This is a genomic window from Streptomyces rimosus subsp. rimosus, from assembly GCF_000720725.1.
GTDB classification, from domain to species: domain Bacteria; phylum Actinomycetota; class Actinomycetes; order Streptomycetales; family Streptomycetaceae; genus Streptomyces; species Streptomyces rimosus_A.
Genome location: NZ_JOCQ01000116.1, coordinates 1 through 25809, shown reverse-complemented (window position 1 = coordinate 25809; position 25809 = coordinate 1). Strand labels below are relative to the sequence as shown.

The 25809-nt window shown below is 70.6% G+C and carries 34 protein-coding genes; 18 read left to right on the top strand and 16 right to left on the bottom strand.

What is annotated here, in order from left to right:
- Positions 1-92: 92 nt before the first annotated feature.
- Genes IH45_RS0136625 through IH45_RS0136615 form a run of 3 tightly spaced genes read right to left on the bottom strand, consistent with a single transcriptional unit; the run spans position 93 to position 1977 of the window.
- Positions 93-371: a helix-turn-helix domain-containing protein gene (locus tag IH45_RS0136625; RefSeq protein ID WP_030679070.1), complete on the bottom strand. Its 279-nt coding sequence runs from the start codon at positions 369-371 to the stop codon at positions 93-95.
- Positions 371-808 (bottom strand): DUF2975 domain-containing protein, encoded by a 438-nt coding sequence (locus IH45_RS0136620; RefSeq protein ID WP_030679066.1) that lies wholly within the window; start codon positions 806-808, stop codon positions 371-373. The genes IH45_RS0136625 and IH45_RS0136620 overlap by 1 nt, the downstream gene beginning before the upstream one ends.
- A gap of 44 nt (positions 809-852) precedes the next feature.
- Positions 853-1977: a winged helix DNA-binding domain-containing protein gene (locus tag IH45_RS0136615; RefSeq protein WP_030679064.1), complete on the bottom strand. Its 1125-nt coding sequence runs from the start codon at positions 1975-1977 to the stop codon at positions 853-855.
- Positions 1978-2180: 203 nt separating this feature from the next.
- Between IH45_RS0136615 and IH45_RS0136610 the strand changes: the two genes are divergently transcribed.
- From IH45_RS0136610 to IH45_RS0136600, 3 genes are all read left to right on the top strand, one after another.
- Positions 2181-2948 carry an alpha/beta fold hydrolase gene (locus IH45_RS0136610; RefSeq protein ID WP_030679061.1) on the top strand — a complete coding sequence of 256 codons (768 nt, stop codon included), beginning with the start codon at positions 2181-2183 and terminating at the stop codon, positions 2946-2948.
- 172 nt (positions 2949-3120) lie between these two features.
- Entirely contained in the window at positions 3121-3966 is an 846-nt protein-coding gene (locus IH45_RS0136605; RefSeq protein ID WP_030679058.1) for a nitrilase-related carbon-nitrogen hydrolase, read from the top strand.
- 105 nt (positions 3967-4071) lie between these two features.
- A complete protein-coding gene (locus tag IH45_RS0136600) occupies positions 4072-4665 on the top strand; it encodes a Uma2 family endonuclease (protein WP_030679053.1) in 594 nt (197 codons plus the stop codon).
- A gap of 54 nt (positions 4666-4719) precedes the next feature.
- On the opposite strand, the gene rpsN is transcribed toward IH45_RS0136600, so the two are convergent.
- Together rpsN and rpmB are read right to left on the bottom strand one after the other, a co-directional pair.
- Complete coding sequence (gene rpsN, locus IH45_RS0136595) at positions 4720-5025, bottom strand: 30S ribosomal protein S14 (protein WP_030679050.1); 306 nt, start codon at positions 5023-5025, stop codon at positions 4720-4722.
- Positions 5025-5261, bottom strand: coding sequence for a 50S ribosomal protein L28 (rpmB, locus tag IH45_RS0136590; protein WP_030679047.1), 237 nt, complete (start codon positions 5259-5261; stop codon positions 5025-5027). The genes rpsN and rpmB overlap by 1 nt, the downstream gene beginning before the upstream one ends.
- Before the next feature lie 50 nt (positions 5262-5311).
- Between rpmB and rpmG the strand changes: the two genes are divergently transcribed.
- The 5 genes from rpmG to IH45_RS0136565 all read left to right on the top strand — a co-directional run bounded on the left by rpmG (position 5312) and on the right by IH45_RS0136565 (position 7832).
- Positions 5312-5476: a 50S ribosomal protein L33 gene (gene rpmG / locus IH45_RS0136585; RefSeq protein ID WP_030679044.1), complete on the top strand. Its 165-nt coding sequence runs from the start codon at positions 5312-5314 to the stop codon at positions 5474-5476.
- Positions 5477-5484: 8 nt separating this feature from the next.
- The gene (locus tag IH45_RS0136580; protein WP_030679041.1) at positions 5485-5739 is read left to right on the top strand and encodes a type B 50S ribosomal protein L31; all 255 of its coding nucleotides are present in this window, start codon (positions 5485-5487) and stop codon (positions 5737-5739) included.
- The gene (locus IH45_RS0136575) at positions 5739-6941 is read left to right on the top strand and encodes a CobW family GTP-binding protein (RefSeq protein WP_050515440.1); all 1203 of its coding nucleotides are present in this window, start codon (positions 5739-5741) and stop codon (positions 6939-6941) included. Before IH45_RS0136580 ends, IH45_RS0136575 begins: the two co-directional genes overlap by 1 nt.
- Positions 6942-7086: 145 nt before the next feature.
- Entirely contained in the window at positions 7087-7323 is a 237-nt protein-coding gene (gene rpsR, locus IH45_RS0136570; RefSeq protein WP_030679034.1) for a 30S ribosomal protein S18, read from the top strand.
- 269 nt (positions 7324-7592) lie between these two features.
- Complete coding sequence (locus IH45_RS0136565; protein ID WP_030679031.1) at positions 7593-7832, top strand: DUF397 domain-containing protein; 240 nt, start codon at positions 7593-7595, stop codon at positions 7830-7832.
- Between the two features lie 112 nt (positions 7833-7944).
- Here IH45_RS0136565 and IH45_RS0136560 read toward each other — a convergent pair whose 3' ends face one another.
- On the bottom strand, positions 7945-8445 hold the full coding sequence (locus tag IH45_RS0136560) for an ATP-binding protein (RefSeq protein WP_030679029.1): 501 nt from the start codon (positions 8443-8445) through the stop codon (positions 7945-7947).
- A gap of 320 nt (positions 8446-8765) precedes the next feature.
- Between IH45_RS0136560 and IH45_RS0136555 the strand changes: the two genes are divergently transcribed.
- The 3 genes from IH45_RS0136555 to IH45_RS0136545 all read left to right on the top strand — a co-directional run bounded on the left by IH45_RS0136555 (position 8766) and on the right by IH45_RS0136545 (position 11981).
- Positions 8766-9629, top strand: coding sequence for a helix-turn-helix domain-containing protein (locus tag IH45_RS0136555; protein ID WP_030679026.1), 864 nt, complete (start codon positions 8766-8768; stop codon positions 9627-9629).
- 89 nt (positions 9630-9718) lie between these two features.
- Positions 9719-11176, top strand: coding sequence for an aldehyde dehydrogenase family protein (locus IH45_RS0136550; RefSeq protein ID WP_030679024.1), 1458 nt, complete (start codon positions 9719-9721; stop codon positions 11174-11176).
- Positions 11177-11435: 259 nt separating this feature from the next.
- Complete coding sequence (locus tag IH45_RS0136545; protein ID WP_030679021.1) at positions 11436-11981, top strand: DinB family protein; 546 nt, start codon at positions 11436-11438, stop codon at positions 11979-11981.
- 81 nt (positions 11982-12062) lie between these two features.
- Here IH45_RS0136545 and IH45_RS0136540 read toward each other — a convergent pair whose 3' ends face one another.
- Together IH45_RS0136540 and IH45_RS0136535 are read right to left on the bottom strand one after the other, a co-directional pair.
- Positions 12063-12431 carry a hypothetical protein gene (locus IH45_RS0136540; RefSeq protein ID WP_030679018.1) on the bottom strand — a complete coding sequence of 123 codons (369 nt, stop codon included), beginning with the start codon at positions 12429-12431 and terminating at the stop codon, positions 12063-12065.
- Between the two features lie 246 nt (positions 12432-12677).
- Positions 12678-13394 (bottom strand): bleomycin resistance protein, encoded by a 717-nt coding sequence (locus IH45_RS0136535; RefSeq protein ID WP_030679016.1) that lies wholly within the window; start codon positions 13392-13394, stop codon positions 12678-12680.
- Between the two features lie 98 nt (positions 13395-13492).
- Here IH45_RS0136535 and IH45_RS0136530 point away from each other — a divergent pair, with 98 nt between their 5' ends.
- From IH45_RS0136530 to IH45_RS0136520, 3 genes are all read left to right on the top strand, one after another.
- A complete protein-coding gene (locus IH45_RS0136530; protein ID WP_030679013.1) occupies positions 13493-14155 on the top strand; it encodes a PadR family transcriptional regulator in 663 nt (220 codons plus the stop codon).
- Positions 14156-14361: 206 nt separating this feature from the next.
- Entirely contained in the window at positions 14362-15303 is a 942-nt protein-coding gene (locus IH45_RS0136525) for a daunorubicin resistance protein DrrA family ABC transporter ATP-binding protein (protein WP_030679010.1), read from the top strand.
- Complete coding sequence (locus tag IH45_RS0136520; protein WP_030679007.1) at positions 15300-16133, top strand: ABC transporter permease; 834 nt, start codon at positions 15300-15302, stop codon at positions 16131-16133. The genes IH45_RS0136525 and IH45_RS0136520 overlap by 4 nt, the downstream gene beginning before the upstream one ends.
- 9 nt (positions 16134-16142) lie before the next feature.
- Here the strand turns inward: IH45_RS0136520 and IH45_RS0136515 are convergent, their stop codons facing one another.
- The 3 genes from IH45_RS0136515 to wrbA form a co-directional block, all read right to left on the bottom strand.
- Positions 16143-16757: a Uma2 family endonuclease gene (locus IH45_RS0136515; RefSeq protein WP_030679004.1), complete on the bottom strand. Its 615-nt coding sequence runs from the start codon at positions 16755-16757 to the stop codon at positions 16143-16145.
- 124 nt (positions 16758-16881) lie between these two features.
- Entirely contained in the window at positions 16882-18297 is a 1416-nt protein-coding gene (locus IH45_RS0136510; protein WP_030679000.1) for a glutamate decarboxylase, read from the bottom strand.
- Positions 18298-18312: 15 nt separating this feature from the next.
- Positions 18313-18987, bottom strand: a complete 675-nt coding sequence (gene wrbA, locus IH45_RS0136505; protein ID WP_030678997.1) for an NAD(P)H:quinone oxidoreductase — start codon at positions 18985-18987, stop codon at positions 18313-18315.
- Between the two features lie 244 nt (positions 18988-19231).
- Between wrbA and IH45_RS0136500 the strand changes: the two genes are divergently transcribed.
- Positions 19232-20311, top strand: a complete 1080-nt coding sequence (locus tag IH45_RS0136500) for a methyltransferase (RefSeq protein ID WP_032919002.1) — start codon at positions 19232-19234, stop codon at positions 20309-20311.
- Between the two features lie 86 nt (positions 20312-20397).
- Here IH45_RS0136500 and IH45_RS0136495 read toward each other — a convergent pair whose 3' ends face one another.
- Positions 20398-20871, bottom strand: a complete 474-nt coding sequence (locus IH45_RS0136495; protein WP_030678991.1) for a hypothetical protein — start codon at positions 20869-20871, stop codon at positions 20398-20400.
- Complete coding sequence (locus IH45_RS1000000147325) at positions 20865-21293, bottom strand: ATP-binding protein (RefSeq protein WP_078897957.1); 429 nt, start codon at positions 21291-21293, stop codon at positions 20865-20867. Before IH45_RS1000000147325 ends, IH45_RS0136495 begins: the two co-directional genes overlap by 7 nt.
- A 237-nt stretch (positions 21294-21530) precedes the next feature.
- Between IH45_RS1000000147325 and IH45_RS01000000144515 the strand changes: the two genes are divergently transcribed.
- The gene (locus IH45_RS01000000144515; RefSeq protein ID WP_030678989.1) at positions 21531-22790 is read left to right on the top strand and encodes a helix-turn-helix domain-containing protein; all 1260 of its coding nucleotides are present in this window, start codon (positions 21531-21533) and stop codon (positions 22788-22790) included.
- 18 nt (positions 22791-22808) lie between these two features.
- On the top strand, positions 22809-23285 hold the full coding sequence (locus tag IH45_RS0136485; RefSeq protein ID WP_030678986.1) for a hypothetical protein: 477 nt from the start codon (positions 22809-22811) through the stop codon (positions 23283-23285).
- On the opposite strand, the gene IH45_RS1000000147320 is transcribed toward IH45_RS0136485, so the two are convergent.
- Positions 23282-23569: a DUF397 domain-containing protein gene (locus IH45_RS1000000147320; RefSeq protein WP_078897956.1), complete on the bottom strand. Its 288-nt coding sequence runs from the start codon at positions 23567-23569 to the stop codon at positions 23282-23284. The genes IH45_RS0136485 and IH45_RS1000000147320 overlap by 4 nt on opposite strands.
- 107 nt (positions 23570-23676) lie before the next feature.
- The gene (gene leuE / locus IH45_RS0136480; protein WP_030678983.1) at positions 23677-24351 is read right to left on the bottom strand and encodes a leucine efflux protein LeuE; all 675 of its coding nucleotides are present in this window, start codon (positions 24349-24351) and stop codon (positions 23677-23679) included.
- Between the two features lie 118 nt (positions 24352-24469).
- On the opposite strand from leuE, the gene IH45_RS0136475 reads away from it, so the two are divergent.
- The gene (locus IH45_RS0136475) at positions 24470-25228 is read left to right on the top strand and encodes a MerR family transcriptional regulator (protein WP_030678980.1); all 759 of its coding nucleotides are present in this window, start codon (positions 24470-24472) and stop codon (positions 25226-25228) included.
- A 78-nt stretch (positions 25229-25306) separates the two neighbouring features.
- Here the strand turns inward: IH45_RS0136475 and IH45_RS0136470 are convergent, their stop codons facing one another.
- On the bottom strand, positions 25307-25678 hold the full coding sequence (locus IH45_RS0136470) for a YbjQ family protein (RefSeq protein ID WP_030678977.1): 372 nt from the start codon (positions 25676-25678) through the stop codon (positions 25307-25309).
- Between the last annotated feature and the right edge of the window lie 131 nt (positions 25679-25809).

Genomic DNA, 25809 nt, shown 5'->3' with positions numbered 1-25809 from the left:
CCCCGCATCCCCCGACAACCCACCGCATGAGCCCACCTTCCCACCCACCACTGACAACGGCGCGGCACGCTGTGCGCAGGGCCGGGCCGCGGCTACCTGCCGTCGCCCGGATGCCGTCGGCCGCTGTTCTCTGTGGTGCGACCGCTGTCCTGCGCGGCGAAGGTGAGCAGGTCACCGGGCTGACAGCCCAGCTCGCGGCAGATGGCGCTGAGTGTGCTGTAGCGGATCGCCTTGGCCCGGTCGTTCTTCAGGACAGAGAGGTTGGCGACGGTCACGCCGACCCGTTCGGCCAGCTGGGCCAGGGTCATGCCGCGTGCGTCCAGCAGGCGGTCCAGGTGGCACTCGATCCGGTGCTCCTCTTCCGGAGGCATCAGACCAGTCCCTCGGTATCGGCACGCAGGCGGGTACCGCTGCGGAACGCCGCTGCCGCCGCGGCGGCGAGGGCCGCCAGGAACACGGGCAGGATCGCGTAGTCCTGGGCAGGCGCGACCGCCGCCGCCATCGGTTCCCCGCGGACGAGGAGGTTGGTGGTCGTCATGTACAGCAGCGGGACGAGGACGCCCAGCAGCATGAGGGCGACGGCGATGACGGTGAGGCGCCGGGTGTTCTCGGGCACGAAGAAGTCCCTGTCCCTGAAGGTGCGGGCCATCCGCAGGAGCACCGCGAGCACCACGACGAGCAGTAGTCCCCCCACGACCACCGGAAGCGCGAGAAGCAGACGCTGCCCGAGCCCCGGATCGGCGAACGCCAGCTCGGCGCGGTCGGATCCGCGCAGCGTCATGGCCGCGGAGGCCGCGGCGTCCTTCATCCCCTCCACGCCGCCTTTTCCCGGCCGTCCTCACGCGCCTCGCTTCACGCGCCTCCCCTCGCCACCACCAGTTCCTGCCCCACGCAGGCTCCCAACCGCCGCACATCCTCCTCCAGCGCCGCCCCCGGCAGCGCGGAGCCGTCGAACGTCGTGACTTCCACGGTCGATCCGGTCAGGGCCCAGGTGCCCACGACCCGGCCGCGGAGGAGCACCACCGGGGATATCCACCCCGCGGCCCGGCTGACCTTGCTGCGGTGGGCGGACGGGACCAGGCGGGTGTCGGAGGTGCCGGGGGCGAGGACGTACTGGTCGAAGGCCGGGAGGAGGTGCAGGCCGTCGGTGGGCTCCGTACGGGCCAGCTCTTCCGCGTCGTCGGACATCACGTACGCCCGCGAGCCGTCCACCTCGACCTCCGCCACCCGGTCGCCCAGCGCCTCGAACCAGCCCCGCAGCACCGCCTTGCGCGTGGCACCCCGCAGCAGCCACGCGTCGAACACCGCAGGTGACGCCGGGCCGTGCGCTCGCAGATACGCCGGGATCACGACCTCCGCCGCCTCCTCCGGGTCCGGTATGCCGCGCCAACCGGGCAGCCACGACCGGGGCGACGTGAAGGTCACATGCTGCCCGCGCGCCGGGCCCTGGCACAGCCGCCCCGTCCACGCCAACGGTTTGAGCACCGTGCTCCACCCGGACGCCAGCTGTTCCCCGAGCCCGGCCAGGCCCCGCCGCGCGAGCACCGCCTCGGTCAGCTCCCGCCGGGTCAGCACCTTCCCGTCCAAAATCTCCTCGACCGCCTCGCCCAGCGCCTCCATCTGCTGCGGGCTCACCCCGAAGGCCCGCTGCCAGGCGCCCTTCTCCCACGTCCGCGCGGCACCGAGCAGCGAGAGATACGCCCCCGCCGCGCCGGCCGGCAGCAGGTGCAGCGTCCCCCGCATGGCCCACGTCCTGACGAGCGAGCGCGCCTCCAGCGCCTCCCGCACGCCTGCTGCCGAGGGCTTCTCCTGCCGCACCGCGACCGCCAGCTCCGCCGCCGAGGCCACCTGCGCCTGCACCCCCGCCAGCCGCCCGACGATCTCCTCGGCCGACGCGTCCGTACGCGGCAGGAGGCCCTGCCGCCGCAGCCGCCAGGCCAGCACCTGCTCGTGTGTCACCCGCACATCCCCGTTCATGTCCTCATTGCACACCGCCCCACTGACAACGGCGGCCCGGACGCGGCCCGCACCTCCGTCGGGCCTGGCCGGACGGCCCGTCAAGCCGCGCCGTCAACCACCGCATTGGCCGGATACGTCCCCTACCCGGCCCGTCCGAGTAAGGGGAGAATGCGCCCGCCCCCCGCCCCACTCCGTCCACGGCAGACAAGGGAGACGCCCGTATGGCCATCGCGCACCGCGCCATCGGTTCCGGACCGCACCCGGTGATCGTCCTTCACGACTGGTTCGGGACCTCGGCCAACTGGGGCTCCGTCCTGGACTTCCTCGACCGGGACACCTTCACGTACGCCTTCCTCGACTGCCGCGGCTACGGCGACCGCAAGTACGTCCCGGGCCGCTACGACCTGCCGGAGACCGCCGGCGACGCGCTGGCCCTCGCCGACCAGCTCGGCTGGGACCGGTTCTCCCTGGTGGGGCACTCGATGGGCGCCAAGGCCGCGCAACAGGTGCTGGTCAACGCGCCCCATCGGGTGAACCGTCTCCTCGGCCTCGCGCCGGTGCCCGCCGCCCCGTACCCGATGGACGACGCGACGCACGAGCTCTTCTACGGCGCCTCGGCGGACCCGGACAAGCGCCGCGCCATCATCGACCTGGTCACCGGCCACCGCGCGAGCCGGATCTGGCTGGACCGCATGGTCCGGCACTCCCTGGACATCTCCCGCCAGGAGGCGCACGCCGCCTACCTCGCCAGCTGGCAGCGGCTCGACCTCTCGGAGGCGGTCGCGGACGCGGCCAAGCGCCACCCCGTGCCCGTACGGGTGGTCGTCGGCGCGTACGACCTGGCGCTGACCGCCGACCTGATGCGGGAGACCTGGCAGCGGTGGTACCCGCAGGCCGAGATCGTCACGATCGAGGGATCGGGCCACTATCCGATGCACGAGGCCCCGGTGGCCTTGGCCACCACGATGGAGGAGTTCCTCCGGGGGTAGGCGGAGCGGTCGGCCCCGTCTCTCCGGACGCGCCCACGCCCTCGACCTCTGTCAGCATGGCTACGTACTGCCCGTAACGCCGCAAAACGCAACGAAGCGGACGCGCACCGCCGCTCCGGCGCGTGGCACGGCGTCCCGGCGGGCGTGGCGGCCGACGGAGGGAGGTGCGGGCATGCGGGTGGCGCTGGCGCAGACGGACTGTGCGCTGGGCGAGGTGGACGCGAACGTCGCCACCGCGCGCGAACAGGTCGAGCAGGCGGCGGAGCAGGGCGCCGACCTGGTCGTCTTCCCCGAACTGAGTCTGCACGGGTACCACCTCGGCGTCCTGCCCCGGGACGTGTCGGTCGAGGCGCAGGACCCCCGGCTGCGCGACCTGAGCACGCTCGGCCCGGACGTCCTCGTGGGCTTCCATGAGCACACGGTGCTGCGCGCGTACAACACCGCCGCCTACTACACGGACGGCGCGCTGCTGCACGCCCACCGCAAACTGTACCTCCCCAACTACCTCTCCTGGGAGGAGCGCAAGCACGTCAGCCCCGGCCAGTCGCTGCGCGCGTACAGCCTGACGAAATCGCCCAGCGGCGGCCGGGGCGCGACGTTGGTCTGCAACGACGCCTGGCAGCCGGTGCTGCCCTGGCTCGCCGTGCAGGACGGCGCCGAGGTGCTGTTCGTCCCCACCAACAGCGCGGCCAGCCTCGACCCGGAGGCCATGGACACCGGCTCGTACTGGGACACCCTGCTCTCCTACACGGCGCGGATGCTCCAGTGCTGGATCGTCTTCGTCAACCGCGTGGGCAACGAGCACGGCGCCACCTTCTGGGGCGGCTCGCGCGTGGTGGACCCGCGCGGCACGGTGGTGGCGCAGGCCCCGAAGTGGGAACCCGCGCTGGTCACGGTGGACATCGACCCCTCCGAAGCCCGCCGCCAGCGCCGCGCCGTCCCGCTGGTCGCCGAGGCCCGCCTGGGGCTGATCGACCGGGAGGTCCGGCGGTTGATCGATGAGGGTGGGGACAGCTGACCTGGGGAAAAGGGGAGGGCACGCTCGTTCGAGTGAAGAGTCACCCGAACGCCCGCATGGTCTCGCTTAAGGTGGCAGTGTCGCTCCGCACGAAGGAGGTCCACCGTGGCACTGACCGTTCCGGAACCCGAACCGTGCGCCGCCGCCGGTGAGCGTGAGCCTGCGTCGGTCGAGGACGCCTTCGAAGCGTTGAGCGCGGCAGCCCCCAAGGGATGGCGCGTGGAGCTGATCGAAGGGGAAATCCACGTGGCACCTCCTCCCGTAGGCAGGCACGAAGAAGTCGTGTCGGAACTCTCAGGACAGGTGCGGGATCACCGTAAGGACCTGGGGCGCTACACAAACGTCGGGCTCACCGTCCCAGGCGCCTCATCCTCGGGGAAAGTGATCCCCGACTTGGCGATCGCCCCGAAGGGCAGCTTCGACGACGAGGTCGACTATCACGACCCGTCGCCGGTCATGCTTGTCGTCGAGGTGCTCTCGTCCACGACGGCGGGCAACGACCGGATCAAGAAGCTGCGGGGTTACGCCCGTGCCGGCATCCCCATTTACTTGCTGATCGATCGTGCCGCCGACCTCGCCATCCTCTGCACGGAACCTTCCGGCGAGCGTTACCTGTGCATGAGCGAGATCGACTTGGCCAAGAAGGCCATCTCCTTGCCGGACCCCCTCAACTTCGAGATCGACACCAGCCAGTTCTGAGCTGTGAACGACCCGCCCCGTTTCCACGAACGGGACGGGCCGCCCCGTAACCCCCTACCAGCTCGACTTCCGCACCCCCGGCAAGAACCCCGCATGCGCCTGCTCGCGCAGTCCGACGCGGGAGAGCCCGAACGCGCGGAAGTACCCGCGCGGACGGCCGTCGACGCTGTCGCGGTTGCGTACGCGGGTGGCGCTCGCGTCGCGCGGCTGGCGGGCCAGTTCGCGCCGGGCGGCCAGCCGCTCCTCCTCGGGCGTGTGCGGGCTGCGGATGACGGCCTTCAGCAGGGCCCGCCGGGCGGCGTAACGGGCCACCGTCGCGCGCCGCTTCTCGTTCTTCGCGATCTTGCTCTTCTTGGCCATCAGACCTTCTCCCCTCGTGCGCGGATCCGGGCGACGGCCGCCTCGATTCCGATCGTGTCCACGGTCTTGATCCCCTTGGCGCTCAGCGTCAGCCGGACGTGCCGGTTCTCGCTCGGCAGCCAGTAGCGCTTGCGCTGGATGTTGGGGTCGAAGCGCCGCGACGTGCGGCGGTGCGAGTGCGAGACGGACTTGCCGAAGCCGGGGGAGCGGCCGGTCAGCTGGCAGTGGGCGGACAAGGTCGGTACCTCCTAATGAAAATGGAAACCATTTCTGTATAGTAGCCCCTATGGCCCGCAACGAACTACGCCCCGTGATCAAGCTCCGGTCCACCGCCGGCACCGGCTACACGTACGTGACCCGCAAGAACCGCCGTAACGACCCCGACCGGCTGGTGCTGAAGAAGTACGACCCGGTCGCCCGCCGCCACGTCGACTTCCGAGAGGAGCGCTGAACAGCGTCATGAAGCCTGGAATCCACCCCGCCTACGGGCCCGTCGTCTTCCGTGACCGGGCCGCCGACTTCGCCTTCCTGACCCGGTCGACCGCGACCAGCGACAAGACGGTCGTGTGGGAGGACGGCAACACGTACCCGGTCATCGATGTCGAGATCTCGTCCGCGAGCCACCCCTTCTACACGGGAACGGCGCGCGTCCTGGACACCGCGGGGCGCGTCGAGCGGTTCGAGCGCCGTTACGGGAAGCGCGGGGCCCGCTGATGGGCGGCCCGTCGCAGCGGGGCGCGCCCGGCGGCCCCAGTGGCGGCTACGGGGACCGGCTGCCCGTGGTGATCGTCGGCGGGCTGCACTCGGACGCCCGCCGGGCCACCGTGGAGCGCCTGCTGCGCGCCGTGCCCGGCAGCGTCGCGCTCCACCACGACCTCGCCACCGCCCCCGAAGGAACGGTTCGCCGGACCGTACGGGACGCCGGCGGCGTGCTCGACACGGGCGAGGCGCCGCTGGTCAACGACTGCGCGTGCTGCGCGCTGCGCGAGGACCTGGTGCCCGAGCTGGAGCGGCTGGCCGCCGGACGGACCTGCCGGCTGGCGGTCGTCGAGCTGTGGGACTCCGTCGAACCCAAGGCCATGGCCGAGGTGGTCACGGCCTGCGGCGGCGAGGACCTGGCGCTGACCGGCGTCATCACGGCCGTCGAACCGGCACTGCTGCTGCCGTACCTGGGCTGCGGCGACGACCTGGCCGAGGCGGGACTCGCCGCCGCGGCCTCCGACCAGCGGACCGTCGCGGACACCTGGGCGCGGCAGCTGGAGTACCCGCCGGTGCTCGCCATCGCGCCCGGCGAGGAGGAGGGCGACGCGTCCGACCTGGCGCTGCTCGCGCAACTGCACCCCACGGCACGGCAGGTGGCCGTCGACGCGCCGGGTGAACTGGCCGCCGCGGCCCTCGCGGGCTTCGACGTGGAGGCGGCGGCAGCACGGCAGCACCCGGCGTGCGCGCTGCTGCCGCAGGAGGCCGACGCGGACGGTGTCGGCACGCTCGTCTGGCACCGTGACCGGCCCTTCCACCCGGCCCGGCTGTACGCGGCGCTGGAGGACCTGACCTGTGTGGCGGCCCGCAGCCGCGGCCGGTTCTGGCTGGCCGACCGGCCGGACACACTGCTGTCCTGGGACGCGGCGGGCGGCGCGCTGTGCGTCGAGAACGCCGGTCCGTGGCTGGCCGCGCTGCCCGACGCCGCCTGGGAGATGGTCCCGCCGGTACGCCGTGCCGCGGCCGCCCTGGACTGGCACCCCGAGCACGGCGACCGCACGCAGCACCTGGTCTTCACCTCGCCGGGGCTGGACCGCGACGGTCTGACGTCGCTGCTGGAGTCCTGCCTGCTGACGGACGAGGAGTACGCGGGCGGGCCCGAGGCGTGGAAGCGGCTGGCCCCCGCGTTCGACGAACTCCTCGATCCGGTTCCGTAACCCCGGGCCGTTCCGCGCCACTCCGACGCCCGCCGCTTCGCGCCGTTCCGCGCCTTCCCACAGGCCGCCTTCCCCGTTTCCCCGCAGGCCGCGCCACCCGTCTCCGCACGGCCGCGCCCTGCCCGTACGACCTCAGGAGCCCCCCGTGCCCCGTCGCCACGACCCCCGCAAGAAGTCCGCGCCCCGTCCCAACCCGCTGGACGCGGCGGGCATCACGTACATCGACTACAAGGACACCGACCTGCTGCGGAAGTTCATCTCCGACCGCGGCAAGATCCGCAGCCGTCGGGTCACCCGGGTGAGCGCGCAGCAGCAGCGGCAGCTGTCCCGCGCGATCAAGAACGCGCGGGAGATGGCTTTGCTGCCGTACTCCTCGAAGTGAGCGGGGAACCCGGCGGGCGGCCCCGGTGATGCGGGAGTTGCGTGAGGTGCTCAGGGTGCTCGACGTGCTGTGACCAGGCTTTTACGGGCCGTCGTGCACGTGCATCCGACCATGCATCGGCACATGAACGCAGCTATGATCCCCATCAGTTGCAGTTGACACCGTTCCTGTTGTCGGCACTGCTACTGACAGACCATCATCGAATGCCAACCGCTCGGCGTGCCCGGACCCGCCACCGCCGAGCCTCGCATCCACCGGGGGAGACACCTGTGCCCGACGCATACAACGGCATGGCCGCAACGGATCTCCACGGTGTGGCCTGGCAGAAGAGCCGGCACAGCAACTCGCAGGGATCGTGCGTGGAGTTCGCGCGGCTGCCGGGCGGCGAGATCGCCGTACGCAACTCCCGCTTCCCGGACGGGCCGGCGCTCGTCTACACGCCGGCCGAGGTCGAGGCGATGATCCTGGGTGTCAAGGACGGCGAGTTCGACCACCTGGTCCGGGACTGACCGGCGCGCCCGCCCGCGCGCCTGCCCGGACGGTTCCGGCCGTCCGGGCAGGCCGGCGGATGTCCCGGGGCCCCCGGGCCCCGTGCCCCCGCGGCCCCGGGACATCCGCCGCTCAGGGCAGTCTGAACTGCGCCCACACGATCTTGCCGTGCGGCGCGTTGGCCAGGGGCTGCCAGCCCCAGCCGTCACTGAAGGCGTCCACCAGGTACAGGCCGCGGCCCGACTCCGCGCCGGCCCCGGCCTCCTCGGCCTCCGGTGACGCGTCGCTGGAGTCCCGTACCGCGCACACCAGCCGGGACGACCAGCGCATCAGATGCAGCCGGGCGGGCGGCGCGGGCGCGTCGTGGGACGGCTCGCACGGGGCGGCGGTGCCGACCGCCGACGTGTGCCGCAGCGCGTTGGTGACCAGTTCGGAGACGACCAGGGCGACCCCGTCGAAGATCTCTTCCAGCTCCCACCGGTGCAGGGTCTCGCGGGTGAACTGCCGGGCTCCGCGCACCGATTCGTACCGTGGCGCCAGCGAGTAGGAGACGGAACCGGAGACGGCCAGGGGGTCGACGGAAGGAAAGCCCTGCCATAACGGCTGGAGCATGGTCAAAACCTTGGTCCCCATGCGAGGCACTCCTGGCGTTCGCGGACGTCATGATCCTGGCCGGGCACCCGGATCTGGCGGTCTGGCGGATCTTTCCCGAGCGTGCATGCGTGCGCAGTCCATGGTTCCCAATGCGTACGCCAGATGCAAGGGCAGATGCACGTGCACGCGTCCTGTTTGGGGTCGCGCATGCCACTTCACGCGTATTTCTTCCTACGTGTTCTTGTGGAGCGGCTGCCCGGACCTCACACATCAGTAACCGGATGAGCACTCAACGAAGCCCGGACGTGGCAGACTGCGGCCCACTGTTGGACGGGGTGGGCCATGGGAGGGTCACAAAGGTGTCCGCAAGTGAATCGAGCGGGTCCGTGGTGCGGCGCATCCTGCTGGGGGCACAGCTCCGCAGGTTGCGCGAGTCGCGCGGTATCACCCGCGAGGCGGCCGGCTACTCCATCCGCGCCTCCGAGTCGAAGATCAGCCGGATGGAACTGGGCCGGGTGAGCTTCAAGGCCAGGGACGTCGAGGACCTGCTCACGCTGTACGGCGTGAACGATCCGCAGGAGCGCGGGGCGCTGCTCGTACTGGCCCGGGAGGCCAACGTCGCGGGCTGGTGGCACAGTTACGGCGACGTGCTGCCCGGCTGGTTTCAGACATATGTGGGCCTGGAAGGGGCCGCGTCCCTCATCCGCGCCTACGAGGTCCAGTTCGTGCACGGGCTTCTGCAAACGCAGGAGTACGCGCATGCGGTCGTGCGCCGCGGAATGCCCGATGCCGGTGCGGCGGAAATCGACCGCCGGGTCGCGCTGCGACTGGAGAGGCAGAAGTTGTTGCTGGCAGAGCGCCCGCCGGAGTTCCACTGCGTGCTCGACGAGGCGGCGCTGCGCCGCCCGTACGGCGATCGCGAGGTGATGCGCGGACAGCTGCGGCACCTGATCGAACTCTCCGAGCGGCCGAATGTGCGCCTGCAGGTGATGCCGTTCAGCTTCGGCGGGCACGCCGGTGAGAGCGGTGCCTTCACCACGCTCGGGTTCCCGGAGCCCGGGCTGCCCGACGTCGTCTACCTGGAGCAGCTGACCAGCGCGCTCTACCTCGACAAGCGCGACGAGGTGACGCAGTACGCGCATGTCATGGACCGCCTCCAGGAGGACAGTCCCAATCCGGCCGAGAGCAGGGACTTGATACGTGGTCTACTCCAACTGACTTAACCCGTAGGTAGCATGAGTGCCAATCAGGAGCCAGCACCCCCCGGCTGGGCGCCGTGACCGGCGCCCTGCCCTCCAGATTGGGATTTCGCATGTCCTTCTTCGACGAGTTGGCGTACCAGTACATCGACGGCGAATGGCGGGCCGGCAGCGGCTCGTGGGACATCGTCGATTTCAATCCCTATGACGGGGAGAAGCTGGCGTCCATAACCGTCGCCACGGTCGACGAGATCGACCAGGCGTACCGTGCCGCCGAACGCGCGCAGGGGGAGTGGGGGGCCACCAACCCGTACACCCGCAGGCTGGTCTTCGAGCGCGCGCTGCGGATCATCGACGACCGGGAGCAGGAGCTCGGCGCGGCGATCGCCGCCGAGGTCGGCGGCACGCACGCCAAGGTGGCCTTCGAGCTGCATCTGGTACGGGAATTCCTGCGCGAGGCGATCCAGCTCTCGCTGCGGGCCGAGGGCCGGATCCTGCCGTCCCCGATCGACGGCAAGGAGAACCGGCTCTACCGGCTCCCGGTCGGCGTCGTGGGCGTCATCAGCCCCTTCAACTTTCCCTTCCTGCTGTCGGTCAAGTCGGTGGCGCCCGCGCTCGCGCTCGGCAACGCCGTCGTGCTCAAGCCGCACCAGAACACCCCCATCTGCGGCGGCGGCCTGGTCGCCAAGGTCTTCGAGGAGGCCGGGCTGCCGGCCGGGCTGCTGAACGTCGTGGTGACCGACATCGCGGAGATCGGTGACGCGCTCATCGAGCACCCGGTGCCGAAGGTCATCTCCTTCACCGGATCGGAGAAGGTCGGCCGCCACGTCGCGACCGTCGCCGCCTCCCACTTCAAGCGCACCGTCCTGGAGCTGGGCGGCAACAGTGCGCTGGTCGTCCTGGACGACGCCGACATCGACTACGCGGTGGACGCCGCCGTCTTCAGCCGCTTCGTCCACCAGGGCCAGGTCTGTATGGCCGCCAACCGGGTGCTGGTGGACCGCGCGGTGGAGGCGGAGTTCACCGAGAAGTTCGTCGCCAAGGTCAAGACCCTGAAGGTGGGCGACCCGACCGATCCGGCCACCCACATCGGCCCGCTGATCAACGAGGGCCAGGCGGAGGCGGTGACCGCGGTGGTCGAGCGCGCCGTCTCCGAGGGCGGCACCGCGCTGGTGCACGGCACGACCCGGGGCACCCTGGTCGGGCCGACGGTCCTGGCCGGGCTCCCGGACGGCTCCTGCGTGCTCAACCAGGAGGTCTTCGGCCCGGTCGTGGCGCTGGTCCCGTTCGACGGGGACGAGGAGGCCGTACGGATCACCAACGACTCCCCGTACGGGCTCAGCGGCGCCGTGCACACCGCCGACATCGAGCGCGGCGTGCGGTTCGCCAAGCGCATCGAGACCGGCATGATCCACATCAACGACGGCACGGTGCACGACGAGCCGATCGTGCCCTTCGGCGGCGAGAAGGGCTCCGGCCTCGGGCGGCTGAACGGCGACGCCATGGTGGAGGCGTTCACCACCACCAAGTGGATCTCCATTCAGCACGGGCGGTCGCGGTTCCCGTTCTGAGGCCCGCGCCGTCCTGCCCGTACGCCCGTCGGCTTCCCGCCGGCACGCCCGTCCGGACCGGCCGACGCGGCCCGGACGGGAGCCGGTGGCCGGGGCCTTCCGTACGCCTCCCGTACGCCTCCTGTACCCGTGCCGAGAAATTCCGGGACGCGGTCAAAGATGCGGACCGTTGAGGACACAACCTGTCCTCAACGGTCCGTAGCTTTCTTTCTGTCGGGCCGCGGCAGCAGCGCCGCGGCCCTCACGAAAGGCGGACACCATGCCCACTCACGTTCCGGCCGAAGCCCACGGCGACGAGCGCGGCGCGCTCCTGGCCTTCCTGGAGGCGCAGCGCGGCGGAATGCGCCGGTCCGTTCTCGGGCTGACCGACGAAGAGGCCACCCGTAAGCCGTCCGCAAGCGAACTGTCCCTGGCCGGCCTGCTGAAGCACGTCGCCGAGGTCGAGCGCGACTGGCTGGAGACCGCCCAGCAGGTGCCGCACACCGTCCAGCGCGACATGACCAACTACCACCTGAGCTTCCAGCTGGAGGAGGAGCAGACGGTCGCGAGCGTGCTCGCCGAGTGGGCGGAGACGGCGCGGGCGACCGAGGAGTTCATCCGCTCGCAGCCGGACCTGAACGGCACGTTCCCGCTGCCCGAGGCCCCCTGGTTCCCGCCGAAGGCGGAGCAGTCGATGCGCTGGCTGCTGCTCCACCTGGTCGAGGAGATCGCCCGGCACGCCGGCCACGCGGACATCATCCGTGAGTCCCTGGACGGCAAGACCGCCTTCACCCTGGTCGACGAGGAGCGGGCGGCGCAGGGCTGAGGCGGCCGGGCCTACTGAGCGGGTCCGGCCGCCTCGGGCGGCTCCGGCACCAGCCCCCCGTGCTGGTGCCGGGCGCCGTGCTCAGTACCTGATGATCTCGATGCCGTTGGACTCGGTGTGCACGCTGCCGGAGCTGCAGCTCGCGGCGTTGTACTTCGTACGCCACGACCCGCTGAGGCCGCTGCCGGCCCAGGTGCACCAGACCCGTACCTTGAACTTGCCGAACGACGCGGGGCAGTTCGCGAAGCCGACCGACTGGCCGTGGCCTCCCTTGCGGCAGCCCGCCGCGAGGGCCTGGGCAGGGGAGAGCACCGTACCCGCGGGGAGCGCCCGTACGGCAGCCGCGGTCGTCGTGGCCGCGCTCGGCTGAGCCGTCGCGGGCCCCGCCCAGATCAGCCCGCTCCCGGCCGCGAGTCCGGCCACCGCCATCAGCTTCTTCGACGTACGCATATCGATATCCCTTCGCAGAAACCACCTGGACAGGACGCAGCCGGGGGGGCGCAACCACGGTTCCGCCCCGGCTCCGGCCGACGGTTCAGGAGTCTGCGTACGGCCATGACGCCGGGACAACGGAAGCGGCCTGTCCCGGACAAGCGGGTCGGTGTCCGGGCTGGTCAGGGCGCTGCGCCGGGCCTGTCCCGGACAGCGGCCCGGTTGGCGGGCACCTGCGGAGGGTTCCCCGCCGCCACCCCTCCGTCAGCCCAAGTCCTCGCGCAGCTCCGCCGCCCGGCGCAGCACGTCGCGTACCGACTCGCGTTCCGCATCGTCGAGAGCGACCGCGTCCGCCCGGTCGAGCCAGGGAGCGGCCGCTGCCGAACTGTCCAACTGCGCAGCCACCTCGGCGCGCAGCACGAGAAGCTGGAGGAGCTGGAGCGCGGTCGGCCCGGCCGGCGTCGCGTCGCCCTCCAGGGCCCGGTCGATGATGCGGGCCGCCGCGGCGTGGTCGCCCTTGGACTCGCCGAGCAGCGTCGCGAGGTGCAGGGCCCGCGCGTACCGCTCCTTCGGGACGTCCGAGTGCTCGAAGCTGTCCGCGATCGGCTGTCCGATCCGTATGCAGTTGCCGCCGGGATCGGTCATCAGGAACTGCCGCACGCCGTACGACATGTCCTTCAGCGCCCCGAGCCGCGGCAGCCCGCGGGCCGGCACCTTGCCGTACGCGGCCTTCAGGTTCGCGCGGAAGGACGAGTGGAGCCCGTCCACGTCGTCGGTCAGGACGTAGCAGGCGCTGTAGGAGGTGGTCGGGTCGTAGCCCTTCATCCCGAAGAACTGCAGCTCGATGCCGCGCAGGCGGACGCCGCAGTACGGGTTCGGGGTCTTCTGGTACGAGGTCACCTCGAAACCGAGGGCTCGGTAGAAGTCGAGGAGTTCGTCGATGGAGGGGCACGGGAGCATCGGAATCACGGTCTCGGCCATACGGGTGAGCGTAGGGCGCGCGAGGCGAGTATTCAAACTTGAATAGAGGGAGGGGTCTAGGCTGGCCACAGCGCGAGCGTGAAGGATGCGAGGAGACGATGTCGGCGATCCGGCTGTTGGTACTGGGGGCCGTGCGGCAGCACGGACGGGCGCACGGCTACCAGGTGCGCAACGACCTCGAATACTGGGGCGCCCACGAGTGGTCCAACGCCAAACCGGGGTCGATCTACCACGCCCTCAAACAGATGGCGAAGCAAGGGCTGCTGCACGCGCACGACATCGCCCCCAGCCCCGCCGGCGGCCCTCCGCGCACGGAGTACGAGATGACCGAGGCGGGCACGGCGGAGTACTTCAAGCTGCTGCGCGAATCCCTGTCCCAGCACGACCGCAAGGTGGACGAGCTGAGCGCGGCGATCGGCTTCATCGTCGACCTGCCGCGCGAGGAAGTCGTGGCCCTGCTGAAGGAACGGGTGCGGGGCCTGGAGGAGTGGCGGGAGTCGGTCACCGAGTACTACACGCCGGAGGAGGGGCCGGAGCAGCTCGGCCACATCGGCGAGATCATGAACATGTGGGTGAACGCGGCGGACACCGGCGCGGAGTGGACCTCGGGGCTGATCGGCCGCATCGAGCGCGGGGCGTACGTCTTCGCGGGCGAGGGCGAGCCGTTCGTGGGCGTGCTGGCGGAGGGGCAGGAGAACCCGTTCGCGACGGGGGAGCCGGACCCGGAGTTCGGTGGCGAAGTGCCGCCGTCCAGCGCTTAATCAAGTTTGACTAGCGAGCTCTCGCGGGTTACCTTCCCGGGTCGGTAGTCAAACTTGTCTACTGGATCTCCTCCGGAGGAGGCACCGTGAGCCCATCACCCGCCCCCGTCCCCACCCCAGCCGCCGTCCCCACCCCTGCCGCTGCGCGCTTCCCCGTCGCCGGGCCCGCTCCCGGCACCGACCCCGCTCCCGGCACCGACCCCGCCATCGCCGTCGAAGGACTCCGCAAGAAGTACGGCCCGAAGGCCGCTCTCGACGGCCTCGACCTGACCGTGCCGCGCGGCACCGTGCACGGCATCCTCGGCCCCAACGGCGCGGGCAAGACCACCCTCGTCCGCATCCTGTCCACCCTGCTCCGCCCGGACGCCGGCACCGCCCGGGTCGCCGGCTTCGACGTACTGCGCCGGCCCGACGAGGTACGCGTACGGATCGGCCTGCTCGGCCAGCACGCCGCCGTGGACGAGGAGCTCAGCGGCCGGCAGAACCTGGAGATGTTCGGCCGGCTCTACCACCTGGGAGCCCGCGCGGCGGCCGTCCGCGCCGGTGAGCTGCTGGAACGCTTCGCGCTCGCGGACACCGGCAGGAAGGCGGTCGGCGGCTACAGCGGCGGCATGCGGCGCCGCCTCGACCTCGCCGCGAGCCTGATCATGGCGCCGCGCATCCTGTTCCTCGACGAGCCGACCACCGGCCTGGACCCGCGGGGCCGCACCGAGGTGTGGCAGGCGGTCCGGTCGCTGGTCGAAGGCGGTACGACCGTCCTGCTGACCACGCAGTACCTGGAGGAGGCCGACCAGCTGGCCGACCGGATCTCCGTCGTCGACGGCGGGCGGGTCATCGCGGACGGCACGTCCGACGAACTCAAGGCCGAGGTGGGCGGCGACCGTATCGACGTGGTCCTGCACGACCCGGCCGACCTGGGACGCGCCGCGGCGGCCCTCGGCGCCGTCGCCGGGCCGCCCACCGCCGACGCCGACGCCCGGCGGGTCAGCGCGCCGGTCGCCGACCGGATGACGGCTCTCACCGAGACCGTACGGGCCTTGGCCGCGGCCGGGATCGAGGCGCGGGACATCGCCCTGCGCCGCCCCACCCTCGACGAGGTGTTCCTGCACCTGACCCACCGCCCCGCCATGGAGGAGACGACCGCATGAGCACCGCCACGGCACCCGCGCCGGTCCCCGGGACCCGCTTCCGTACGGCCGGCTGGGTCCTCACCGACTCCTGGACGATGACCCGCCGCGGCCTCGCGCACTGGGCCCGGCAGCCCGTCCAGGTCGTCGTCGGGCTGGTCTTCCCCGTGATGATGCTGGTGATGTTCGGCTACTTCCTCGGCGGCGGGATGGCGCTGCCGGGCGGCGGCGACTACCAGGAGTACCTGGTCCCCGGCATGCTCGCGCTGACCATGGCCTTCGGCCTGGAAGCGACGATGGTGGCGGTCACCCAGGACCTCAACAAGGGCGTCATCGACCGCTTCCGCTCCATGCCCATGGCCCCGTCGGCGGTCCTGATCGGCCGCAGCGTCCTGGACATGCTGGAGTCGTCGGTCAGCCTGCTGGTGATGATCGGTGCCGGTCTGGCGATGGGCTGGCGCTGGCACAGCGGCCTCGACAACGCGCTGTACGCGGTGGGCCTGCTGCTCCTGCTGCGTTTCGCGATGCTGTGGATCGGTATCCACCTGGCCCTGGTGGCCGGCAAGCCCGAACTCTTCCAGGCCGTACAGATCCTGATCTGGCCCGTCGGCTTCCTCTCCAGCGCCTTCGTCTCCCCGGCGTCGATGCCCGGCTGGATGGGCGCCGTGGCGGAGTGGAACCCGATGTCCGCGACATCGGGCGCGATACGGCAACTCTTCGGCAACCCGCGGCCGGCGGGGGACGGGTGGGCGGCTCAGCACGCGGAACTGCTGGCGGTGGTGTGGCCGTTGGCGTTGCTGGTGGTGTTCTTTCCGCTGGCGGTGCGGAGGTTCGGGAGGTTGGGGAAGTGAGGTCGTTCCTCACGCCTCGGTGAGGGTCCGCAGGTCGATGTCCACGGGGAACGGGACGTTGGTGACGAGCTTGCCGGTGTGGACGGGGCGCTCGGGGCTGGGGGCGTAGACACCTGTCTCGTGGTGCAGCCAGAACTCGTGCACCACGGGCAGGTCGTCTTCGTCGCGTTCGATGCGCCAGTAGTGGGGGATGCGGGCTTGGGCGTACAGGGCCGGCTTGGTGAACCGATCGGCGAGACGCGAGCCTTCGGATACCACTTCCACGGCGAGAACGACCTTCTCCACGGGGATCTGTTCCACCGTGCGGATATCGAGCCCTGTTTTGTCGAAGACCATCACGTCGGGCTTGGGGGCGTTGCGGTCGTCGATCACCGTGCACTGCTCGGAGTCGACGGCGAATGGCTCACGACGGGCGCTCTGCAGCTGGTAGTACAGCTGGTTTCGTACGCGGTTGTGCCACCACACGGCCATGCCTCGAACCACAATATTCCCATCCAGCAGTTCCCAGTCGAGCGGCAGCTCCAAATCCTTGACCTGGTTGTACGTCCAGCGGCCCGACGGCCTGTACATCCAGTTCTCCGGCGTCGCCCGCTCTCCCCACTCGGGCTCGACTTCTGCGGCCATTGCTGCTCCCATGCACCGAATCGTGAACGCGTTCGTGGTCCCGTGTCCCTCGAACGACCGTAGCGCCACCCGCACGAGTGACGCCGGACGACGCGCCCCGCCGCCTCCAGCAGCGGAAGCGTCCTCAGTGATGGAACGCCGTATCCGTACTCGCCCGGTTCCCCAACGGCCCGCCCTGCTTGCGCAGTTCTGGCAGCAAACGTTCCAGATCGGCCATGAACAGGTCGCTCAGGTCGTGGGAGAAGCCGTTGCGGCAGACGATGCGGAGGACGGAGAGGTCGTCGCGGTCGGGCGGGAAGGTGTAGGCGGGGATGAGCCAGCCGCGCTCGCGCATGCGGCGGGAGATGTCGAAGACGTCGAAGTCGGTCACGCCGCCGGCCGTGGTGAAGGCGAAGACCGGAAGCTCGTCGCCGCGGGTCAGCATGCGGAAGTCGCCCAGGTCGCCGATGCGGTCGGCGAGCGAGCGCGCCACGTCGCGCGTGTTCCGCTGTACGGCGCGGTAGCCGGCCCGGCCGAGCCGCAGGAACGTGTAGTACTGGGCGACCACCTGGGCGCCGGGCCGGGAGAAGTTGAGGGCGAAGGTCGGCATGTCGCCGCCCAGGTAGTCGACGCGGAAGACCAGTTCCTCCGGCAGTGCCTGCTTGTCGCGCCAGATGGCCCAGCCCACGCCGGGGTAGACCAGCCCGTATTTGTGGCCGGAGGTGTTGATGGAGGCGACGCGCGGGAGCCGGAAGTCCCACATCAGGTCCTCGTCCAGGAATGGCGCGATCATGGCGCCGGACGCGCCGTCCACGTGGACGGGGATGTCCAGCCCGGTGCGCTCCTGGACGGCGTCCAGGGCCGTGCAGATCTCCGCCACCGGCTCGTACGACCCGTCGAACGTCGAGCCGAGGACGGCCACGACGCCGATGGTGTTCTCGTCACAGAGCGCGGCGGCCGACTCCCCGTCCAGGTGGAAGCGGTCGCCCCGCATGGGCACCTGCCGCGCCTCGACCTCCCAGAACGTACAGAACTTCTCCCAGCACACCTGCACGTTCGCGCCCATGACCAGGTTGGGCCGGGCGGTGGCCGGGTAGCGGTCGGCGTTCGCCCGGGCCCAGCGGCGCTTGAGGGCCATTCCGGCGAGCATGCACGCCTCGCTGGAGCCGGTCGTCGAGCAGCCGACGGCGGCGGCCGGATCGGGCGCGTGCCACAGGTCGGCGAGCATGGCCACGCACCGCTGCTCCAGCTCGGCGGTGCGCGGGTACTCGTCCTTGTCGATCATGTTCTTGTCGCGGCACTCCGCCATCAGGATGTCGGCCTGCGGCTCCATCCAGGTGGTGACGAAGGTAGCCAGATTCAGCCGGGCGTTGCCGTCCAGCATCAGCTCGTCGTGAACGAGCTGGTAGGCCGCGCGCGGGGCGACGGGCTCGTCCGGCAGGGCGTGCCGGGGCGGTGCCCCGGCCATCCCCGCCACCGGGTCGGCCTCGCCGTAGAAGGGATTGACCGACAGATTCCGATTCTTGTCTTTCCCGATGGGTGCGCCCTCGTGGAGTGGCATGGTGGCCGCCTACCCTCAGCCGGCCCCGGAAAGCCCTGCCTTCAGGGCGCGGGTGAATTTCACGACACGGCGCGCCTGGACGCCGGCGGCGGTGCGCGCCTCGTCGTCGAGCGGCGTCTCGGGGCCGCCGACATGCGAGGTGCCATACGGGTTGCCGTCCGCGAATTTGCTGGGGTCGGTGTAGCCGGGTGTCACGACGATGCCGCCGAAGTGGTGGATCGTGGTGTAGAGGGCGAGCAGGGTGGTCTCCTGGCCGCCGTGCTTGGTCGCGGAGGCGGTGAAGCCGCTGTAGACCTTGTCCGCCAGCCTGCCCTGCTGCCACAGCCCGCCGAGCGTGTCGATGAACTGCTTGAGCTGCGAGGCGATGTTGCCGTACCGGGTGGGCGAACCGAAGATCACGGCGTCCGCCCAGACCATGTCGTCGGGCGTGGCCTCGGCGATGCCGGCGGTCGCGCGGGCGTTCTCGGCCCAGGCGGGGTTGGACTCGACGGCCGCCTGCGGGGCCAGCTCGGCCGCCTTGCGCAGCCGCACCTCGGCCCCCGCCTCCTCGGCGGCGTCCGCGACGGCCCTGGCCAGCTCGGTGACGGTCCCGGTCGAGGAGTAGTAGACGACGGCGAGGCGGACGGAGCGGTCGCCGGAGCCGGAGCTGGTGGCGGTGCTGCGGTCGGTCCGGTCGCTGGGCTGGGTCATGGCGATACCTCCTACGGAGGCGACGATACGGGCATACGGGACATTCAGCGCGCCTGTGGTCGTGCTCGGCCGCAGGCCGCCGGGGCGCGGGTGGCGCCTCCCCCCACCGTGACGCTCGATGGATGAAGCGTCAACGACCGATATCCGCGCGGGTGTTGCGCTGCTCTGCGCCTCCAACTTAGGCTTACCTAACTTGCGCGAGGCGGGAGTCCCCGGGACCCCCGAAGGACCGGAAGGAGCGGACGTGGAATCGAAGCGCGCGGATGCGAAGGGCGCGGTAACGGACGAGGAACGGGCGGCCGCCACCCGCGCGGCCCGCGGCACCGTCACCGGGCTGCTGTTCGGGCAGCTCGCCACATACGCCATGGGTACCGCCGTCCGGCTCGGCGTGCTGGACCGTATCGGCGCCGGCACCCGTACGGCGGACGAGGTGGCGGCCGACTGCGGCACCCACCCGCAGGCCACGCTCCGCCTGCTGCGCGCCCTGGCCGCGCTGGACGTGCTGACCGAACCCGAACCGGGCACCTTCGAGGCCACCACCGCCGGAGCGCTGCTGCGCAGCGACGCCCCGGACTCCCTGTACGCCCTGGCACGCATCTTCAGCGAGCCGCTCATGACCCGCGCCCGGGAACGCATGGAAGACAGCGTTCGCACCGGCGAACCCGTCTTCGACGCGATCTTCGGTACGGACTTCTTCAGCCATCTCCAGGGCGAACCGGAGCTGTCGCGGGTGTTCAACACCGCGATGGGCCAGGGCACCCGCATCGCCGCCCAGGACGTACCGGCCGCTTACGACTTCGGGCGCTTCGGCACCATCGTCGACGTGGGCGGCGGCGACGGCACGCTGCTCGCCGCGATCCTGCGGGCCCACCCCGCGCCGCGCGGCATGATCTACGACACCGCCGAGGGCCTCGCCCAGGCCGGAGCCAAACTGGCCGCCGAGGGGGTGGCCGACCGCGTCACCCTGCGCACCGGCGACTTCTTCACCGCGGCCCCCACCGGCGGTGACCTCTACCTCCTCAAGAGCGTCATTCACGACTGGAACGACGACCAGTGCGCGCAAATCCTGCGCCACATCCGGAAGGTGCTGCCCCCGGACGGCCGCCTCCTGCTCATCGAGCCGGTCCTCGACGACACCGTGAGCCCCGGCGCCTCGGCCCTCCCCTACCTGAGCGACCTCAACATGCTGGTCAACCTGGGCGGCCGCGAACGCACCCGCGCCGACTTCGAAACCCTCTGCGCCCAGGCCGGCTTCACACTCACCGGCCTCACCCCACTACCGGCCCCGGACCCCTACGTCCTCATCGAGGCCGCCCCGGTCTGAGCCGGTACGGGCCCGGTCATCTCCACCCGACCGGCCCACCACGCGCCGCCCGGCAACCTGCCCGGCCGGGCGGCGCTGGTGTGCCGTTACCGGTGGTGTACGGCCGTGGCGCCCAGGAGGATGCGGTCACGGGCGGTGGCGCGGCACAGGTACCGCTCGATCACGTCAGGACCCGCTCCGGGCGCGATGGCATCAAGGCCGAGCACGAGGCAAACGTGCCCGCCGCCCAAGGCGTGCTCGGTCCACCGGGCCGACGGCCGTGGCACCCGCAAACAGAACTCCGGGTGGCCGTAGTCGAGAACAAGGTGCGCCCCCCGGGCCGACAGCCGGTCGCCCACGACTGGAATCCGCCCCGAAGCGGCGCGCAAGCCGAGCGCATCGGCCATGCTTCGCAGGCTGGTCTCGATGCCCTCGGTGGACTCGCCGGGACGGCGCGGAGGCGGATGCGCGATCAGTATCCACGCCATGGAGCCGACGGGCGAGGCGGCATCGAGCCATGTGCTGACCACGAGCCCGGCGATGAAACCGGCGCCTGGGATGGGCCGGACAGAAATCACCATGCCAACACCGCCCACACGACCTTCCCGAGCGGCCGTTCCGCCACGCCCCAACTGCTGGCGACCGCTTCAACGATGAGCAGGCCGCGGCCTCGCTGCCGGTCCGGGTTGGGTGGTCTGCGACGGGGACGGCGCCGGGCCGGATCATGCACCTGGATCTGCGCTCCAGCGGGGGAAGCCGTCACAGCCACAGCAATGAGGTCTCCGGGCTCGGTGCCATAACGGCAGGCGTTGGTGACGAGTTCACTGACGAGGAGTTCGACCTGGGCGAGGTGTTCTTCAGCGATGCCGGGCACGGACTGCTGGGCAACTCGCCGGGCGTATGCACGGGCTTGTCTCACGCTTCTGGCCGTGCCGGGGAACTTTCGCGGCGGGGCGAGTGCGGAAGCCCCATAGCGTGGGCCTCTCTGCGGAACCTCGTGCATGACCGGGCCACCTTTCGTTGCCCCCGCCCCCTGGACTTGTGACGTATCGACGGTTGCGTGCGGCCACCGCCGCGCTTACCCCCGGGGCAGGCGAGGTTGTGTGGCTATGAACTCAACCGGGCCGCACAGCGTGTGCGCGAGGAACGACCCGGTGCGCGCATATCGCTATGCGACAGGCGCATACGGGTACGGGGAGTGAATCGTTGAGCCGGTATCAACGACTCGGGGGTGAGCCGTATGGGCTGGGCATCGCAAGCTGTGCGAGACGCGTCCAGGGCGGGTGACTACGGAAGAGTGGTCAGGGTTGCCCGTGAGGCGCTGCGCGTGTCTCAACGCCAGCTGGCGGAGGCGTGTGGCACGAGTCAGTCCGCGGTGTCGCGGCTGGAGACACGCGGGACAGGCCCCTACGACATGACGCAACTAGGCCGGGCGGCCGACCATTTACGCATCCCGCGTCACATGGTCGGCCTGGCCGACCACACTGCGGCTGACGCCGCGAAGGGGGACGGATCTGTGGAACGCCGAAATTTCCTGGCGGGAGCCATGGCGGTGGTCGCCGTGCCGGCCACGCCGACGCTCGCAACGCCGATATCGACAGCGGACGACAGCGGCGGCCAGGCCGTGACGTTACGATGGGCGACTGCCGCTTTCCGGCGCATGGACGGCTCCACGTCGTCCCGGCAGCTCGTGGAACCAGTGCTGGCACACCTGCGGCTGATCCAGGAGCTCGCCCAGGGTGCCGTCCGCCGCGACCAGCGTGCCCGGCTTGCCGCTGCGGGGAGCGAAGCCGCCGGTCTCGCCGCGTGGCTGTCCTGGGACATGGGGGATCACGGCTCGGCACGTACCTGGTACGGCGCTGCGGTCAAAGCCGCCCGTCGCGCTTCCCACCCACTGCTGGCCGCCTACCAGCTTGGGAGTTTGGCCCAGTTCGAGGCGTATACGGGTAATGCTGCTCAGAGTCTCGCTCTGGCTCGCCAGGCGCGGCGCGTACTGGGGGAGGAGTGTCCTGCTGTCGCTGACGCCTGGCTGTCGAGTGTGGAGGCGCTCGCCCATGCTGCGGCGGGCGATGCTGCAAAAGTCGGGAGTTCTTTGGGTGATGCGGCAGACAAGGTGCGGAGCGTGACCGCGGAGGCGCCTTGGCCCTGGGTGTTCTGCTTCGACGGCGCGAAAGTCGCGGCGTTCCGGGTCGCCTGCGGGGCCCGCCTCGGCCGGGCCGATTGGATCTCTGCTGCGCAGGGCGACGCCGGTGCGGTTCTGACCTCGGGGCATGAGAAGCAGCGGGCACTGCTCATGCTGGACTTGGCTTCCGGGCACCTGGCATCCGGCAAGGTCGACGGAGCATTCGACCTGGCTGTACGGGCGCTGGAAGTTGGCCTGCGTTTCAAGTCGGGGCGCATTGTCGAGCGGGCACGTTCCATCCGACGCGCATATTCGCCAGCTGTGCCACCGAAAGTCGTGAGGGAATTCGACGACCGTATGTACGACGTATACGTGTAAGTGCGGAAGGGGAATGCCGTGCGGTTTGGTATCACGGGGCACAGGGGACTATCAGCGCCCGTTGAGCAATTCGTGCGGGCTGAGTTGTCGGAGTTCCTGCGCCGATTCGAGCCCTCGGAATTGTGTGGTGTCTCCTGTCTCGCCGACGGGCCCGACGCGTGGTTCGCCGAGATCGTCCTTGAGCTGGGAGGGCGTATCGAAGTCGTGGTGCCTGCCGAGCGTTACCGCGATGGACTTCCGGAGGAACACCATGCCGTCTACGACTCCCTGCTCCGGCGCGCGGTCGGCCTACACAAAACCGGGTTCCGGGATTCCTCTTGCGGGGCCCACATGGCGGGGAGCGAGATGCTGGTGGGCATGGTCGACCGGGTGCTCGCCGTCTGGGACGGGAAGCCGGCCAGGGGCTTCGGCGGGACGGCCGACGTGGTCGCGTACGCCCGGCGTGCGGGCGTATCGGTCGACGTCATCTGGCCGGAGGGGGCGATGCGGGATTAGTGGGGTGTGTTGTTGTTTCTGCTTTCCCTGACCCTTGCGAGGAAGGCGCGCATCGCGGACTGTGACGTCTTGATGAATACCTGAGGACGGTCACTTTCGCGGATCAGGACCTGTCCTTCAGGTGCGGTGACCTCCACGCTATTTCCCTCGGCGTCGGTCGACTCCGAGGGCTTCTGCCACTCGTTGTGCGGCGGCGCCTCGCTGTGGCGCACACCGATGCATGAGTTTCCGGCTTGGCAGTGGGAAGAGACTTGCCATGGCGAATTCGCTGTTGCGCCCTTCATGGCTGAAGGGTAGCGCCGTGAAGGAGACCGCAGGGGCTTCTCGCGTGCCGCTCTGCTGCTTACGCGGAACGGGGGCCGGCCCGGTGTCAGGCCCCGCCCCTTATCCCTCACCCCGCACTCGCCAACGACAACTTCGCCGCGAACCCCAGGAACGCCGCCCCCGCCCCCGCCGACAGCCCCGCCGTCAAACGCTTGCGGCGGCGGAAGGTGGCGGCCAAGTACGTGCCGCTGAAGATGAGGATGGTGAGGTAGGTGAAGCTGAAGAGTTGGGCCCAGGCGCCGAGGGTGAGGAAGGAGAGGACGGGGTGGGCGTAGGCGGGGTCCACGAACTGGACGAAGAAGGAGATGAAGAAGAGGATCGCCTTGGGGTTGAGGAGGCTGATCACGAGGGCGCGGCGGTACGGGCGTTCGCGGACCTCCTTGGACCGGCCGGCCTCGTCGGCCGTGGCCTTTGCGCGGAGGGACTTGGCGGTCTCGCGGTTGCGCCACAGGGACCAGGCGCCGCGCAGCATGCCGACCGCGAGCCACGTCAGGTAGCCCGCGCCCGCGAACTTCACGACGGCGAAGAGGATCGGGCTGGTCTGCAGGAGCGAGGCCACGCCGCCCGCGGACAGGGTCATCAGCACCGTGTCGCCGCACAGCACGCCGGCTGCCGCGCGGTAGGCGATGCGCGGGCCGCGACGGGCCGCGACGGAGACGACGTACAGCGAGTTCGGGCCCGGCAGCAGGACGATGAGCGCGACGCCCACCAGGTAGGTCGGAAGATCGGTTATCCCCAGCATGGGGGCAGGATGCCACTGGCGTCCCGCCCGCCCCACGGGTTTCCGGTATACGGACTTGCACCTCACGCGGCGTGAGGTCCCATCGTGGAGCGCGTACCGAGAAGGAGGGCGGGAGGCCGTGGGCTACTCCGTGGGACAGGTCGCCGGGTTCGCCGGTGTGACGGTGCGCACCCTGCACCATTACGACGAGATCGGGCTGCTGGTGCCGGGGGAGCGCAACCACGCGGGGCACCGGCGCTACGGCGACGACGATCTCGACCGGCTCCAGCAGATCATGTTCTACCGGGAGCTGGGCTTCCCGCTCGACGAGGTGGCGGCCCTCCTGGACGACCCGGACGCCGACCCGCAGGAACACCTGCGGCGGCAGCACGCGCTGCTGAGCGCCCGGATCGGCAAGCTCCAGGCCATGGCCACCGCCGTCGAACACGCGATGGAGGCACGCAAGATGGGCGTCAATCTCACACCCGAGGAGAAGTTCGAGGTGTTCGGGGACTTCGACCCGGACGATTACGCGGACGAGGTGCGTGAGCGCTGGGGGAGTACCGACGCGTACAAGGAGTCCCAGCGCCGGACCGCCTCGTACACCAAGGAGGACTGGAAGCGGCTGACGGAGGAGTTCGACGCCATCCACCGGAAGATGGCCGGGGCGATGGAGCGCGGGGTGCCGGCCGACTCCGGGGAGGCGATGGACGTCGCCGAGGAGCACCGGCGGTTCATCTCGTCCGGCTACTACGACTGCTCGTACGAGATGCACACCTGCCTCGGCGAGATGTACGTCGCGGACGAGCGCTTCACCGCCACCTATGAGGCCATCCGGCCCGGGCTGGCCGTCTACATGCGCGACGCGATGCTCGCCAACGCGGTGCGCAACAGCTGAGACCGTACGGGCCCGGGGAGCGCGCCCCCTGGCCCGTACGGCCGTGTCGCGGACCGGCCCCCGGGGCCGTGGGCGGACTCAGCCGGCCTTCGGGGCGATCACCACGGCGGTGCCGTACGCGCAGACCTCCGTGCCCACGTCCGCCGCCTCCGTCACGTCGAAGCGGAACATCAGCACCGCGTTCGCGCCGCGTGCCCGCGCCTGTTCCACCAGCCGCTCCATGGCCTGGTTACGGGTCTCCACGAGCGTCTTGGTCAGGCCCTTCAGCTCGCCGCCGATCATCGACTTCAGCCCGGCCCCGATCTGGCTGCCCAGATGGCGCGAGCGCACCGTCAGGCCGAAGACCTCGCCGATGACCCGCTGTACCTCGTATCCGGGGACGTCGTTGGTCGTCACCACCAGCACGTCGGCCTGCGCGGCCTGCCCGCCGCCGAACTCCTCGATGCCCATCGTGTCCTGTCCCTCCGTGCGGTGAGCCCGCCGGGAGGCCGGCTCCTCGGGGGAGCGTCTCATGGGGACGGGGTGGAACCGGGGGATCCGGGGGCCCGGGGGCCCGGGGGAGGGCGGCGTCGGTGTCCGGC